General features: G+C 60.7%; 12 protein-coding genes and 1 riboswitch. Of the genes, 7 read left to right on the forward strand and 5 right to left on the reverse strand.

All coding sequences use genetic code 11. From position 1 onward, the window contains the following. Window positions 1-10 precede the first annotated feature (10 nt). Window positions 11-862, reverse strand: coding sequence for a LysR substrate-binding domain-containing protein (locus EOS_RS23425; protein WP_047849103.1), 852 nt, complete (start codon window positions 860-862; stop codon window positions 11-13). A gap of 106 nt (window positions 863-968) precedes the next feature. Between EOS_RS23425 and EOS_RS23430 the strand changes: the two genes are divergently transcribed. Next, window positions 969-2,186: an aminotransferase class I/II-fold pyridoxal phosphate-dependent enzyme gene (locus EOS_RS23430; RefSeq protein ID WP_047849104.1), complete on the forward strand. Its 1,218-nt coding sequence runs from the start codon at window positions 969-971 to the stop codon at window positions 2,184-2,186. 25 nt (window positions 2,187-2,211) lie between these two features. Then, on the forward strand, window positions 2,212-2,937 hold the full coding sequence (locus tag EOS_RS23435) for an HAD-IA family hydrolase (protein WP_047849105.1): 726 nt from the start codon (window positions 2,212-2,214) through the stop codon (window positions 2,935-2,937). A gap of 41 nt (window positions 2,938-2,978) precedes the next feature. Here EOS_RS23435 and EOS_RS23440 read toward each other — a convergent pair whose 3' ends face one another. After that, on the reverse strand, window positions 2,979-4,298 hold the full coding sequence (locus EOS_RS23440; RefSeq protein ID WP_047849106.1) for an MFS transporter: 1,320 nt from the start codon (window positions 4,296-4,298) through the stop codon (window positions 2,979-2,981). Between the two features lie 110 nt (window positions 4,299-4,408). On the opposite strand from EOS_RS23440, the gene EOS_RS23445 reads away from it, so the two are divergent. Continuing rightward, the gene (locus EOS_RS23445) at window positions 4,409-5,302 is read left to right on the forward strand and encodes a LysR substrate-binding domain-containing protein (RefSeq protein ID WP_047849107.1); all 894 of its coding nucleotides are present in this window, start codon (window positions 4,409-4,411) and stop codon (window positions 5,300-5,302) included. A gap of 27 nt (window positions 5,303-5,329) precedes the next feature. On the opposite strand, the gene EOS_RS23450 is transcribed toward EOS_RS23445, so the two are convergent. After that, window positions 5,330-6,547: a D-amino acid dehydrogenase gene (locus EOS_RS23450; protein ID WP_047849291.1), complete on the reverse strand. Its 1,218-nt coding sequence runs from the start codon at window positions 6,545-6,547 to the stop codon at window positions 5,330-5,332. A gap of 144 nt (window positions 6,548-6,691) precedes the next feature. Further along, window positions 6,692-6,787: riboswitch (glycine riboswitch) on the reverse strand. A gap of 415 nt (window positions 6,788-7,202) precedes the next feature. Further along, window positions 7,203-8,396, reverse strand: coding sequence for a mechanosensitive ion channel family protein (locus tag EOS_RS23455; protein WP_047849108.1), 1,194 nt, complete (start codon window positions 8,394-8,396; stop codon window positions 7,203-7,205). A gap of 242 nt (window positions 8,397-8,638) precedes the next feature. Between EOS_RS23455 and EOS_RS23460 the strand changes: the two genes are divergently transcribed. The 4 genes from EOS_RS23460 (at window position 8,639) to EOS_RS23475 (ending at window position 12,975) form a co-directional block, all read left to right on the forward strand. Continuing rightward, the gene (locus EOS_RS23460; protein WP_047849109.1) at window positions 8,639-9,928 is read left to right on the forward strand and encodes a M20/M25/M40 family metallo-hydrolase; all 1,290 of its coding nucleotides are present in this window, start codon (window positions 8,639-8,641) and stop codon (window positions 9,926-9,928) included. 86 nt (window positions 9,929-10,014) lie between these two features. Beyond that, window positions 10,015-11,325 carry an MFS transporter gene (locus EOS_RS23465; protein WP_047849110.1) on the forward strand — a complete coding sequence of 437 codons (1,311 nt, stop codon included), beginning with the start codon at window positions 10,015-10,017 and terminating at the stop codon, window positions 11,323-11,325. Between the two features lie 62 nt (window positions 11,326-11,387). Continuing rightward, on the forward strand, window positions 11,388-12,275 hold the full coding sequence (locus EOS_RS23470; RefSeq protein ID WP_047849111.1) for a LysR substrate-binding domain-containing protein: 888 nt from the start codon (window positions 11,388-11,390) through the stop codon (window positions 12,273-12,275). A 184-nt stretch (window positions 12,276-12,459) separates the two neighbouring features. Beyond that, a complete protein-coding gene (locus EOS_RS23475) occupies window positions 12,460-12,975 on the forward strand; it encodes a DUF1697 domain-containing protein (protein WP_047849112.1) in 516 nt (171 codons plus the stop codon). 34 nt (window positions 12,976-13,009) lie between these two features. Here the strand turns inward: EOS_RS23475 and EOS_RS23480 are convergent, their stop codons facing one another. Continuing rightward, a complete protein-coding gene (locus EOS_RS23480; RefSeq protein WP_268760353.1) occupies window positions 13,010-14,248 on the reverse strand; it encodes a multidrug effflux MFS transporter in 1,239 nt (412 codons plus the stop codon). Window positions 14,249-14,329: the final 81 nt, after the last annotated feature.

Here is a 14,329-nt window from a genome sequence, read left to right on the forward strand (position 1 = left end):
CCCACCCCGCTCAAATCCGCAAGTCAGTCAGGATCTGCTCCGCCAAGAAATCACACGGCGGCCGATTCGATCCCGCACTACGCGCGAGCACAATCTCCAGGTCCGGTAACGGCGGCAATCCGTCGGCACTGCCTAGCTGGACGAATCGTTCGGGGATGCTGCATCGGCCCAGCGCTGTAATCGCAAGCCCCGCTTCGACCATGCTGAACAGGCCCAGCACGCTAGGGCTTTCATAAGACGTGCGATAGCTGATCTTTGCACGCTCGAGTGCGTGGATCGCCTTGGCCCGCGCGACGCTACCGGGCGCAAAGACGGCAATTGGCAGGGGACGCTCCTTCCAGACTTCATTGCCGACCGCGTTACCGGCCCACACCATCGGTTCGAGCCGGATAAAGTCACCGCTCAATCCCTTCATTCTCGTCATACATGCCAGGTCGATCTTGCCTTCCTTGATGAGCGGCGCCAGCGCGTTGCTCGGCATGCCGATGACCTGGATCTCAACCTTCGGATAACTCGCCGAAAATTTTCTCAACACCGAGGGCAGCAGCGAAGACGCGTAGTCGTCCGGAACCCCGATCGTCACCCGTCCCTTCACATCCGGACGAACGATCGATGCCCAGGCTTCGTCGCGCAGGGCCAGCATGCGCCGTGCATAGGCGAGCAGCACATGGCCGTCTTGCGTCAGGGTGATGTTGCGTGGCTTGCGCGAAAACAAGGGCTTTCCTAAAGACCCCTCCAGCGACTTGATCTGCATGCTCACAGCAGATTGCGAACGATGCACGAGAGCGGCGCCGCGCAGGAAGCTGCCTGTGTCGGCGACCGCTACGAACATGGAGAGCGCATCCAGATCGAAGGTTTTCATTGGCATCAGAAATTCTGAACGAAGTGTTCAATATAACTCGCTTTTCTGAATTCATCGGGACTTGCATACTGGGCGTCCCTCAACGCCAATCGCCGGAAAAGAAAAGATGTCGATGACCTACGATGACTTCAGGAAGCTCGGACTCGCAATCGATATGACTCGCGGGAAACCGTCGCCGGCACAACTCGACCTGTCGTCGGATGCGCTGGTCAATTGCTTGCGAGCGGGCGAGTTCATGTCGCGCGATGGTATCGATTGCCGTAATTACGGCTACCCGCTGGGTCTGCCGGAGGCGCGTGAGTTCGGCGCAGATCTGCTTGGGGTTGTACCGGAACAGGTGGTGGCCGCCGGCAACTCCAGCCTCGAGCTGATGCATGACGCCATGGCGTTCGGCATCCTCCACGGTATGCCCGACGGCGAACCGTGGCGCAACCAGAGCGATGTCGCATTTCTCTGTCCTGTCCCGGGATACGACCGGCATTTCGCGATCTGTGCAGCGCTTGGCGTGCGCATGATCCCGGTGCCGCTGACTGGCAATGGCCCTGATATGGATTTTGTCGAGGCGCAGGTAGCCGCCGATCCGGCGATCAAAGGCATGTGGTGTATGCCGCTATACAGCAATCCGACTGGCGAGATCTACTCGGCGGATACGATCCGCCGTCTCGCTTCGATGCAAACCGCCGCCTTGGACTTTCGCCTGTTCTGGGACGACGCGTATCGGTTCCATCACCTGACGGAGCAGAAGCACACCACGTTGAACATGATCGAGGCTTGCGCAGCGGTAGGTCATGCGGATCGTGCGCTGGTCTTCGCGTCGCTGTCCAAGATCACGGTGGCCGGGGCGGCGTTGGCGTTCGTCGCATCGTCGCGGCGCAACGTCGACTGGTGGCAGCGTTACTCGTCCATACGGACCGTCGGACCGGACAAGCTTAACCAACTCCGCCACGTGCGCTTGTTGCGCGAGCGCCAGACATTGGAGGGGCTGATGGAGCGGCACCGCGCGCTGTTGCGACCCAAGTTCGACGCAATGACGACGACCTTCAGCGAGATTCTTTCGGATCTACCAGGGGTGTCATGGACTGCGCCGCAAGGGGGTTATTTCATCAGCCTCTATAGCCCCGATGGACTCGCCAAGCGCACCGCCGCATTGGCCGCTGACGCCGGTATCGCAATGACGCCAGCGGGCGCTGCTTTTCCGCATGGCGTCGATCCGCGCGATCGGCATCTGCGTGTCGCGCCAACCTTTCCTGCACTCGACGACGTGAAGCGGGCCGCGCAAGGCATTGCATTGTCGTTGCGTCGCGCGTTCGAAGAGCGCGGCTGAACCGTATTGTTACCTGGAGCGATGCATGCCATTGGATCTGACCAAATTCAAAGCCTTGACGTTTGACGTGTACGGTACCTTGATCGACTGGGAACCCTCGATCATTTCGATGTTCCAGAGTGTTGCCGACCAATACAACATCGACCGTTCCCGTGACGAGCTATTGGCCGAGTTCGACCGTGCCCGGGCGCGGCTTCAACAGTTGCGGCCTGCGTTGCTTTATCCGGATGTGTTACGTCGTGCGTACGACGAATTCTGCGACCGCTACGACGTTGCGGTGAACCATGCGGAACGGGAGTTATTTGCGAACGCAGTCATGTTGTGGCCGGCGTTTCCCGATGCCAAAGAAGCGTTGGCTTACCTGCAGTCGCACGTCGAGATCGGGCTCTTGAGCAACATCGACAACAATTCGCTTTCGTTTTCAACACGGAAACTAAACTTGGTTGCGGACGTTGTTGTCACGGCGGAAAGTGTTGCAGCGTACAAGCCCGATCACCATCATTTCCACGCGGCATTCGACCGTTTTGCAGAGCGGGGCATAGCGCGTGACCAGATCCTCCATGTCACGCAGAGCTTGCGTGCCGATGTCATTCCGGCGAACGACCTGGGCATGCACTGCGCGTGGATCAAGCGCCCGGGCCGAAGCCTCGGGTCTCGCGCCGAAGACGCTAAAGGAGCCGTTCCGGATATAAGCTTCGATACGCTTGAGGAACTGGCCGCGCTTCATCGTGCGCAGTTGTCGCGTCTCTGAATCGTTGGCGCTGATTTCACCTGCATCTGCCGATGTAACAGTCAGCGCACATCAACGAGGCTGCTTTGGCAAACCGCGGAAGCACGCCGCGTATTCGGCACAAGGAACGTTAATCCGACGAGGATGACGGAGGCTGCCGCTGCCAGCCCATAAACCGGTTGGAACGAACCGAATGCGGTTTTGCACAATCCACCCACCACGTTTCCCAACGCCCCGCCCACGCCAAACGCCGCTTCGCAGATTCCGCACGCCATGGCGGCGAGCGTCGGCTCGCTCGTCTTGCCGACATATGCATGCAGCAGGCCGAAGATCGGAAAGAACGAAAAGCCCAGTGCGACCGCCGCGACCATCAGCGCGTAACCGCCCGGACGCGATGCGGCGATCAGTGAGGCGCACAACAACATGACGCCCGCACTGACGAGTGCAGTGCGCATGCCGTCACGTTGCGTGTACCCGTTTCGATCAGGAGTGCCGCGCATATCGCCGATCATGCCGAGCACCAATCCGCTCACCACACCGACCAGCCCCACGAGCGCCCACGCGTGTGCGGTTACATCGAGACCCAGATGCAGGTCGTCGTGCGAATAAGCCGAGAAGTAGGTGATGAACGGGACACCCGCAAAACCGCACAACAGCGCGATGGCATACACCAGCAGGTATTGCCGCGCGAGCATTCGTCGCAGCCCTGACCCTGAACGCTCGCGCGGCCGCGCAGCAGGATTCGGCGGCGCGGCGCGTGGCGACAAGGTCCGAGAAGAGCGGCTAAGCCGTGCAAACACGAGGACGATCACGCCGCTCAACACCGCAGTCAGCACCGCGCTCACGAGCCAGACAGAGCGCCAGCCCCACGACGCCAGCAACGCCGGCACCATCAACCCGTTCAGCAAGACGCCATAGTTAGTGCCGCTGCCAATGACGCCGATTGCTTTCGCCTGATGCCGCTCGTCGATCAACGGTGCGATCAGCGCCATCATCGGAACCCAGGTCGCGGCAGCGCAGGCATTGAGCGTGACGAGGGCGGTGCCCATCATCCAGGTCTTGTCGATGAATGCGAGGCCCGCGAGGTCGACGGCGGACAGCGCGGTCGCCGCGAGTACGACCCTTGCTGCCCCGAAACGCGCGGCGGCGAGCCCGGATAACAGCGCCATCGCGACGTTGGCCAGTTGCCGCGCAGCCGTGATGTATCCGGCCTGGGCGTAGTCGAAGCCAATGTCATGCTTCATCTGCGGCAGAACGACAGGAAACAAATACACGCCGAACCCGTAGGTCGCGGCGATCACGGCAGTCAGCAGCAGCGTGATGGCCAGTTGATGTGAAACGCGGGGCGAGACAGGAGGAGAGGCACGAGGAGAAGCGTCCATGGGGGCCTGCCGGAAGAAGTCATGGGATTCATTCTCGGCGACCTTTTATCATGATGGAAATGATTTAATTTACTATCATTGATTAAGACCCGTCATCATTGATCCCGACCATGAACCTTGACCTTGCACTCCTGCGCGCGTTTGTAGCCGTCACGGAAGCCGGTGGTTTTACAAGGGCGGCGCGGCGCCTGAACCTGACGCAATCCGCGATCAGTCACCAGATACGGCGGCTCGAAGAAGAGGTGGGCCGGCCGCTTTTATACCGCACCACGCGCAGCCTGACCCTCACCGAAGACGGCGAGGATTTCCTGCGTTACGCCATGCAGATCCTGAACGCAATGGAAGCTGTCACCCAGCGTTTTCACTCCTCTCCGGCTTCCGGTGTCGTGCGTTTCGGCGCACCGGATATTTTCATGGGCGAGCGGCTTCCCGTGCTGCTGACGCAATTCTCGCGGGCATTTCCGAATGTGCGGCTGGACGTGAGCGTGGGCATGAGTCTCGACTCGCGGGCGATGGTCGCCGCGCACGAACTCGATCTTGCCGTGGTGCTGGGCGTACGCCCGGAAACTGATCGCGACGAGGAGGGCATTGTGCTGAGGCGAACGCGGTTCGTCTGGGCAGCGGCGGACTCGTTCGAAGCACGCGAGGGGGCGTCGCTGCCGCTCGCGTTTTTTCCGGCACCTTGTGTGAATCGGCGCGTAGCGCTCGAAGCGCTCGATGACCTGCCGGTCGACTGGCATGTGGCCTTTACATCGTCGAGTCAGTCGGGCATCCGCGCGGCCGTGATAGCAGGGCTCGCGATCACGCCATTGACGCGCGACGATCTGGAACCGGGCATCGCGGTGATCGACGGGCAATATGGTTTGCCGCCCCTGCCCGAAGCAGAATTCAGGCTGCTCTGGGGCAAGGGCGAACCAACGCTGGCGGCGCAGGAATTCGGCCGCCTCGTTCTCGACATGCCGGTCGAACGTCCACTACGAACGAGCGCGGCTAAGCTGGCCTGAGGCGGCGCACACGACCGTTAGACGAACCTACATTCGCTCGGCAATGCTGTGCGCTGTCGCGGCCGAGAGCGTCCACCCCAGGTGCCCGTGTCCCGTGTTGTAGAACACTCCACGACGCTTGCCACTCCCGACCTTCGGCAACATGCTTGGCAGCATCGGCCGCAAGCCCGCCCACGGAATGACGCGCGACGTCGCGACGTCCGAGAAATAGCGGCGCGTCCAGTCGACCAGCGGCGCGATCCGGTCCGAGCGAATATCGCGATTGAAGCCGTTGATTTCAGCCGTACCCGCTACGCGAAAACGGTCGGCGCCAAGCCGGCTGGTCACGATCTTCGCACTGTCGTCGAGCAGGCTCACCCACGGCGCACCCTCGCGGCTCGCGGCGTCGTCCAGGCAAACGGTGATCGAATAACCTTTCACCGGGTAGATGTTCACGTGGTCGCCGAGCATTGACGCTATCGCGCGGCTTGCCACCCCCGCACACACGACAATGCGGTCGAACCCATGCTGTTCCGCGTCACCCGCGATGCCGCCATGCAGCACGCGCACGGCGAACGGGCCGTCGTCGCGCTGCTCGATGCCGGTAATTTGCGTGTCGTAATGAAAGCGCACGCCGCGGCGCTCGCAGGCCTCGGCGAGACCGCGCGTGAACTTGTGGATGTCGCCGGTTGAATCGGACGGAGTGAAAAAACCACCGTGGAAATCGCCTCGCAACGTGGGTTCGATCGCGCGCATTTCGTCGCTTGTGACTGCGCGCCGATCGAGGCCGCCCGCTTGCAAAAGCTGGTTCACTTTTGCGGCGGTATCGAAGTCCTTCTTCTGCTGGTACATATGCAAGATGCCGCGCTGCTCGAGATCGAAGTCGATCCCTTCGCGCTCGGCGATCCGGAACAGATGCTCGCGTGCGGCGATTGCAAGGCGCACCGTCTCGATGGTGTTGGCCCGGTAGTTGGGGATCTGGCGCAGGAACTCGCCCATCCACGAATACTTGTGCCAAGTGGGCGCGGGGTTCAGCAGCAGCGGTGCGTCACGCGTGAACATCCAGCGCAGGCCCTTGAGCACGGTGGCCATGCTGTTCCAGACCTCGGCGTTGCTGGCGGAAAGCTGGCCGCCGTTCGCAAACGAGGTTTCCATCGCCGCGTATCGGTGACGCTCGAAAACAGTGATCTCGTGCCCGCGTTCGGCGAGGGCGTAAGCGGTCGTGACGCCGGTGATACCGGCGCCAATGATGGCGATTCGTGACATGACAAGATCCAGATGAAAGTTGGGCATCGCCGGGATTTCCGGCGTCTATGCCCCATCTGTCCGTGTACCTGAGAGTTTCAGTCGTGGCGTTGCGCGCACGACATCCCCGTCGGTGGGCGCATTAAAGCGCCGCTCTCCAGATGTTCCTGCTGCGCGGTCCTTGGGCCTGAGAGTTTCCGGGGCGGTTGCTCCGTCGGCGCCGTCACCGTGTTCCGTGACAGTCTCTCCCGCGCTAGCGATTAGAACCCCGCCAAGATAACGCCTAAAAATAAGATAGGCAAGCGGGACGTGGATTTGACGTGAATCGCTCGCGTCATTCGAAAGCCTGACGCGAATCTTGCCGCAAGGCATTGCGCCGGTGCTACGCAGGCCAGGCTTGTTCCGATCGATAGGTAGTCAGGATACTTAAGGATAAATTTCCCGGCCGGCTCCCAGGAAGCCGTGGCATTCTGCATCCGCGTTTTTACTAATCTTTCATAGCCTACAATTCTTTCTTTTTACTTTCATTTTAATATAAAATGCGCTTCCCTATTACGGATCTGGAGGCCGGCATGACACCTTTTGCTAAGGCAGCAGCCACCCTGGCAGCTTGTATTGGCGCTTTTACGGTCGTCGTATGCATTGTCGAGGGACTGGCGGGATGACGGCATTGCCGCTAGCGCTTCTGCCAGACGCGCAATTCAAATAGCGGCAAGATGCCGTAGACGTGGTCGAACATGTCCGACTGGATTTGTTCGTACGATTCCCAGCTTGTCTCGTTGATAAACAAGAAAATCTCGAGCGGCAAACCTTGATGACTGGATTGCAACTGGCGAACCACCAGCGGCATGTCGTTGCGAATCGCCGGGTACTGGCGAAAATACGCCATCAGATACACGCGAAACATGCCGAAATTGGTGAGATCACGCCCATTGTCCGGCATGCTGAACTGCACTCGAAACTTCGTGCTCGCCTTCAGATTGGCGAGCAGCTCGTCGTCGCAGAACCTGATGCTATCTATGTCCACATGAATCGCATGCTTGACCCGCCGTCCACCGGATTCGACCATGCCGCGCCAGTTCTTGACGCTGTTAGTCAGCAACACATAGCTCGGCAGCATGACGATGGAATTATCGAAATTGCGTACCTTGATGGTGTTGAGCGAGATATCGATGACCGTGCCGTCGGCCACGAATCCAGGCACCTCGATCCAGTCGCCGACGCGCAACATGTCGTACGCAGCCAGTTGAATGCTGGCGACGAAACCCAGCAGCGAATCGCGGAAGATGATGATCAGCAGCGCCGTCATGGCGCTTACGCCGGTGAGGAAATTAGCGGGCGAGCGACGCAGCAGCAGGGAGATGGCAGCAATCAGGGCAAGCACGTACAAGACGATGGTGGCTATCTGGAGGAAGCTTTTTATCGGTCTCTGGCTCGCGAAGGGGAAGTGACTATAGCGGTCTTCAATGCTGCTCAGGAACGCGAATGCAGCCCGGAGAATGGTCAGCACCATGAAACATGCGGACAGCGTCTCGACTGGAGGACCCAGCGCGGAAATGACCGGAAACGACACTCCTGTTAGCAGCGGCGCGGACAGATAGACAATGATCGCGGGCACCAGCGGCGCCAGGCGATCAAAAACCTTGCGGCGCTCGGCGGCGCGCAGCCACTTGTGCTGTTCGCCACGTGCGAGCCGGCCAACGATCTTCAACAAGATGAAGCGGGTGATGTAATAGCAGATCGCGCTGCACAACAGGATCGCCAGGAACAACGCAACAACGAGAAAAACCGCCACGACGTAGCTGTCGGTGTGGACATAAAAATGACGCCCATCCGGTCCAGTCACTATTTGGAACATGTTATCGAACATAGATCCTCTCAGTGCTGGCCAGCCTGCTTCCTTGGAGACAATCCGCATTGTAACGGCGTCCTGATCTTTCCGGGGAGGGTCAAACCTCTCCGTGGCCGAGCCATCCCGCCGCTTAAGTTTTACTTATACCCAACCCATTTTGGCTGATTGGACCGGGCTAATTCGGCTACCGACTATCGGGTCAATGCTTGTTGTTTCACATCAGGTGAAGCCACGCGCATTCAACCAGTGGGAGGTCGGACATGCTAGCCGATGAGGCAATTGCGGGCGATGCTGAAATCGCTCAAACGCGCAGGGCCCTCACGGGAGCCGTCGCACAATCCAGTCACGAGATCGTCGCGCTCGCACGCGCCCTGGTGGCTGTTCCCAGCGTCTATCCGCCGGGAGACACCCATGCAGTAGCCGACGCGATCGAGGCGATGTTCAAAGGCTGCAACGTCAGCGTCGAACGATATGGCACGCTCCCGCACGTGATGAATCTCGTGGTCCGCGTTCGCGGGGCGGCGCCTGGTCGCCGCCTCGTTTTCAACGGACACCTCGACACCTTCCCGCTCGTCAACGCAAAACAATGGTCTGCTGATTTCAACGGCGAAGCGCGCGACGGGAAGTTGTTCGGACTAGGGGTGTCGGATATGAAAGGCGGTCTGGCCGCCATCATTTTTGCATTGCGCCATCTCGCCAGAATACGCGATTCGTTCGCGGGCGAGGTCGTCGCCACGTTTGCCGGCGACGAAGAAAGCATGGGTACCGAAGGCAGCGGATACCTTCTGGGTCATGTCCCACATGCAGCGGGCGACGCGATGATCAGCGCCGACACCGGCTCGCCTCATGTCCTTCGATTCGGCGAAAAGGGCATGATCTGGCTACGCCTCGATGCAACCGGCAAGTCGGCTCATGCAGCGCACGTGCACAAGGGCGACAGCGCTATCGAAAAACTATTGGACGCTATCCAGGAGCTTAAAAGCGTACGCGACTTTCCGGTCGCCGCTCCTCGGCAAGTGCTTGCCGCGATCGCGCGGTCTGCTGCTGCGTCCGAGGCTATTTCAGGCGTTGGCGAGAGCGATGTTCTTCGCAGCCCCACCGTCACGTTCGGCACCGTCAGCGGCGGCCGGTTATCGAACCTGATTGCTGATCACGCGAGTGCAACGGCCGACATCCGGCTTCCTGTCGGCGTGTCAGTCGCGCAGATGGAAGCGCGGATCACGGAGATCGTCGCTCATCATCCGGGCGTATCCCTTGAAATCGTTCGCCGATACGAACCGAGCTGGACCGACCCGGATCACGAGGTCATCCGCACGCTCAAACGCAATTGCGCAGCGAAGCTCGGCACCGAGCCGGTGGTCAACATGCGAGTGGGTGCGTCCGATGCACGGCTTTATCGCCAGCATGGTGTGCCGACGGTCGTATGCGGCCTGACTTCTTACAACATGGGCGCGGCGGACGAATACGTTCATGTCGATGAACTGCGCGCGCTGGGTGAAATCTTCGCGCTCACTGCGTTCGATTACCTGAATGCGCTGGCTGGCGCTTAAGCGTCGCTTCTCCCTAAAAGATCGTCAGTGCGCTCGCCGTAACACGGCGTTCGCCGACGCTTCCCTCATCGGCAAAGGTAACGTCCATGTCCACCGATAACGCTCTAACTCCCGAGCAGCGCAGCAAGTTCCGACGCATCCTGGCGTCGGCGCTGGTCGGCAACATGCTCGAGTTCTATGACCTGTTCGTCTACGGCTTTCTAGCCATCGTTATTGCGAAGGCGTTCTTTCCGACCGGCGACGCATACACGTCGATGCTCGCTGCCGCAGCGACCTTTGGCGTCAGCTATTTCATCCGGCCATTGGGCGCGATGGTGATCGGCGCCTATAGCGACAAGCATGGCCGCAAGGCTGGCATGATGCTCACGATCTGGCTGATGGGAGCGGGCACGCTGGTCATCGCATGCGCGCCGACCTACGCCACGTTTGGCGTCATTGGCACGCTTATTCTGGTCTTGGGCAAGGTGTTGCAGGGCTTCTCGGCGGGCGGTGAATTCGGTTCGACGGTGTCCTTCGTGACCGAACACGCGCCCGCGCGCATGAAGGGTTATTTCGCGAGCTACCAGGTGGTTGGGATCGGTCTCGCGACGGGTCTGGCGAGCATCGTGGGACTTGGCACGAACAAGCTGATGACACCCGATACCTTGCTGTCATGGGGCTGGCGCGTACCGTTTCTGATCGGGCTGGCGATTGTGCCATTCGGTTACTGGGTTCGCCGGCGCGTCGACGAGACGCCTGAATTCAAGGCGTCCAGTCATGAACGTAATCCGATTCGCAATACCTTAGCGACCGCGAAGACACGCATCGCGGCGGCAATTGGCTTGTACTCGCTCGCGGCGTCGACGAATTATCTGCTCGGCGTTTTCATCCCGCTCTATGCGCAGAAAACGCTCGGCATGAGCGCCGAGGATTCGATGTGGGGCGCCATCGGATATTCCGTCGCGCAAATCGTCTTGCCGCCAGTATTCGGCGCGCTGTCGGATAGAGTGGGGCGTCTTCCGCTGATCACGACGGGTACGTTGCTGACGGTGATCTTGACCATCCCTGCATTCCATCTGATGGTCGCATCGCCGACAGTCGGGACGTACGTGTCCTGCGTTACCGCGCTGACAGCATGCGTGATGGTGTTTCAGGGCGCGATGCCCGCGTTTATAGCCGAACTCTTTCCGCATGAAACGCGTACCACGAGCATCGCGATCGTTCACAATATGACCTTCGCGGTGTTCGGCGGATTGTCGCTGATGATCTGTACGTGGATCGCTAACGCGACCGGCAGTAAATTCGTCCCCGCTTATTACGTCATGGTCACCGCGGTGCTTGCGCTGGTGTGCATCCTGTACTTTCGCAAGCGGGCGTCACCCGTCGCGGCGAGCGCGAGCGTGTTGACGAACGCTTGAGTAAACCGGGGAGCTGCTCGCCCGGGCCGACCGGAAAGCTGAATCCAACGGACCACCACTCGATGCGGCTCAGGCATATAGAAGTCGTGAACGCTATCCGCGTCACCGGGACACTTAAGGCTGCTGCGGCGCTGTTGTCCCTGACGCAGCCTGCGATCACGCAAATTCTGCAAAGCGCGGAGCGTCAGCTAGGTTATCCGCTCTTCGACCGGGTTCGGGGCAAGCTGATTCCGACGAAAGAGGCGCAGTTGCTGTTCCCTGAGATACTTCGGCTCGATGAACAGCTTCAGGCCGTTCAGCGGCTCGCGGAAAACCTCCGCGGCGGCACTGACGATTCGTCTATACGCGTGCTTGCCGCGCCCGCGCTGGCTCAGACCGTGGTGGCGGATGCGGCGCTGGTTTTCCAGGCGAAGCATCCGGACGTGAAATTGTCGATTCGCTCGGATTACTCGGCGACCGCCGTTGCCAGCATCGCGCTCATGGAAGCTGACGTCGGCATTCTGTACCACAGTGTGTCCCACCCCGCCATCAAGGAGATCGAACTCGCTGCCAGCCGGCTTGTCTGCGTGGGACATCCCTCCGTGCTGCAGGACGCGCAGTCCATCGAACTCAATGCGCTGGAGGGCCGCGAGATCATTGGACCGGATCCTGCCGACCCGCTGGGAAGGCTGCTGGCCAAGCGCCTGGAGGAGCTCTCGGTGACGGTCGATGTCACCATCACCGCCCAGTCGTATCACTCGCTGGTTGCACTGGCGGCGCGCTCGAAGCTGATCACGATCGTCGACGAAGCAGCGGCGCTTTCAGCTCGCGCGCAAGGCCTTCGCGTGGTGCCGCTGTCGCCGGCCATCGCGATTCCGGTCGTAGCCAGCGTCGCGATCAACGGCGAAAGATCGGCGCTCGTCGAACAATTTGTCAAGACGTGCCAGGAGACCATGCGCTTGCTGAGATGATTTTCTTGCGGCTCCTCGACTTGTCGTTTCGCAGAACAGTTGACCGCGGGAATGGGATTGACCGGCTCGAGGGAGCGGGTACCAATAGAAGTATCAGAAGTATCAAGCGCGTGACTTATTTCACGGTCGCCGGAGATTAACTCATTCGGTATTGCGCTTTTGCATGTGACGATAGAATGCACCGATGACCAGATATGTCGCTCTATTGCGAGCCGTGAACGTCGGCGGCACAGGCAAACTCCCCATGTCCGAGCTGCGGGCGATGTGCGAGTCCATCGGCTTTGCCGAGGTACGCACGTATATCGCGAGCGGCAACGTCGTCTTCGAAAGCAAGCTGTCTGAAACTTCGGTGAAGACCAAGCTGGAGCGTCGTCTGGAGACGTACGCCGGCAAGCCGGTAGGCGTTTTGATCCGCACAGGTGCAGAACTGGCCGCGGTTCTTGCGGGAAATCCTTTCCGGTCCGCAGCACCGAATCGAACCGTCGCAATATTCCTCGATGCGCCGCCGCCTGCTGACACCTTGGCCAGCGTGAGCGGCCAACAGACGGAAGAAATCGCGCTCGGAAAGCGCGAGATCTATGTGCACTATGGAAATGGAATGGCGGACTCGAAACTTAAGATCCCGGCCGCCAAGTCTGGAACCGCCCGCAATATGAACACAGTGGCAAAACTCGCCGAGTGGGCGGCCGGCCGCAGTTAAAGCTCCTGACGCGCGGGCCAGAACGGGATCTCGTTCACATCGACTTCCGGCGGCTGACTGATCGCGAAAGCGACCGCCCGCGCGAATGAGTCGGCAGCGTTGCTTCTTTGGGTGTCACCAAGGTAACCGGCAGCAGAAGCAATGCGCAAAGCAGACTGCCGATGCTCATCAGCGCGATGACGCGACTCATCGGCCAGGGAGTGCCGTCCGCGAAGATACCGACGAGCGCCGAGCCCGTGATGCCGGTGCCGTACTGGATCGCGCCTATCAGCGCCGACACGGAGCCCGCGCGTTCAGGGAAGCTGCCAAGCGCACCGGCAATCGAGTTGGCGACGATGAACCCGGACGCGGAGACAAACAGAAAGAGCGGTATCACCAGTCCCATCAGCCCGCCCCAGCCCGTCCTGGCATCGAGCGCAAGCAGGATGCCAGCGACCGCCGCACCGAGGGTGCCCGCGCGCATCAGGCGATCGCAGCCGAGCCGTACCACGAGCCTCGAATTGAACTGGTTCGTGAGCATGATGCCGACAATGCCCACGCCAAACAGCACGCCGTACAGCTGCGGCGATACATGGTGGTAAGTGATGTAGGCGAACGGCGTGCCCGCGATGTACGCATAGAGGCCGCCATAGAAGAAGCCGCCAGCGCCGGCGTAGCCGAGCACCCGACGATGCCTGAGCAGTTCGGCGTAGCCCGCCACCGCGCGGAGGATTGGTACCCGGTTGCGGCGCTCCGGCGGCAAGGTTTCAGGGAGCGCATAGAGCGCCGCTAGCGTTGCCAGCCCGACACCCACCAGGGTCCAGAAAATGGCGCGCCACGACGCCACATGGAGGATCAATCCGCCCAGGCTCGGTCCCAGCAGCGGCGCGATGGCCATCACCGTCATCAGGGTGGACATCATCTGGGCCGCGCGGTGGCCGGTGTAAAGATCGCGCACCATCGCACGGGCAAGGACGACGCTCGCGCACGCACCTACGGCTTGTAGCGCACGCCAGCCGATCAGCATCCCTGCGCTCGTCGACACAGCGCAGCCGGCCGAACCCACGACGAACAGGACGAGCCCGATGGCGATCGGCAAGCGGCGGCCGTGCCGATCGCCTATTGGGCCCCACAGAAGCTGGCCCAGGCTGAAGCCGATCAGGTACCCCGAGATCGTCAGCTCGACGGTCCCGGCGTTGGCGTGTAGCGCTGCGGCCATCGTGGGCAGAGCGGGCACGTACAGGTCTGTCGAAATCGACGCGAAGGCCATCAAGGCGCTCAGGATCGCGAGGATCCGCAGGCTGTGCCCGGCCGCGGCTTGCCGGACGGCGGCGCTGGCGGCGGCCGGGGTCACGCCTTCCGTCGCAACGCGAGG

The organism is Caballeronia mineralivorans PML1(12) (genome assembly GCF_001028175.1).
GTDB classification, from domain to species: domain Bacteria; phylum Pseudomonadota; class Gammaproteobacteria; order Burkholderiales; family Burkholderiaceae; genus Caballeronia; species Caballeronia mineralivorans.

Bases quoted from the DNA above. Each gene is read 5' to 3' on its own strand.
- EOS_RS23435 (WP_047849105.1), top strand. From the start codon at position 2,212: ATGCCATTGGATCTGACCAAATTCAAAGCCTTGACGTTTGACGTGTAC.
- EOS_RS23465 (WP_047849110.1), top strand. From the start codon at position 10,015: ATGTCCACCGATAACGCTCTAACTCCCGAGCAGCGCAGCAAGTTCCGA.
- EOS_RS23430 (WP_047849104.1), top strand. From the start codon at position 969: ATGTCGATGACCTACGATGACTTCAGGAAGCTCGGACTCGCAATCGAT.
- EOS_RS23445 (WP_047849107.1), top strand. From the start codon at position 4,409: ATGAACCTTGACCTTGCACTCCTGCGCGCGTTTGTAGCCGTCACGGAA.
- EOS_RS23470 (WP_047849111.1), top strand. From the start codon at position 11,388: ATGCGGCTCAGGCATATAGAAGTCGTGAACGCTATCCGCGTCACCGGG.
- EOS_RS23455 (WP_047849108.1), bottom strand. From the start codon at position 8,396: ATGTTCGATAACATGTTCCAAATAGTGACTGGACCGGATGGGCGTCAT.
- EOS_RS23450 (WP_047849291.1), bottom strand. From the start codon at position 6,547: ATGTCACGAATCGCCATCATTGGCGCCGGTATCACCGGCGTCACGACC.
- EOS_RS23440 (WP_047849106.1), bottom strand. From the start codon at position 4,298: ATGGACGCTTCTCCTCGTGCCTCTCCTCCTGTCTCGCCCCGCGTTTCA.
- EOS_RS23460 (WP_047849109.1), top strand. From the start codon at position 8,639: ATGCTAGCCGATGAGGCAATTGCGGGCGATGCTGAAATCGCTCAAACG.
- EOS_RS23475 (WP_047849112.1), top strand. From the start codon at position 12,460: ATGACCAGATATGTCGCTCTATTGCGAGCCGTGAACGTCGGCGGCACA.
- EOS_RS23425 (WP_047849103.1), bottom strand. From the start codon at position 862: ATGAAAACCTTCGATCTGGATGCGCTCTCCATGTTCGTAGCGGTCGCC.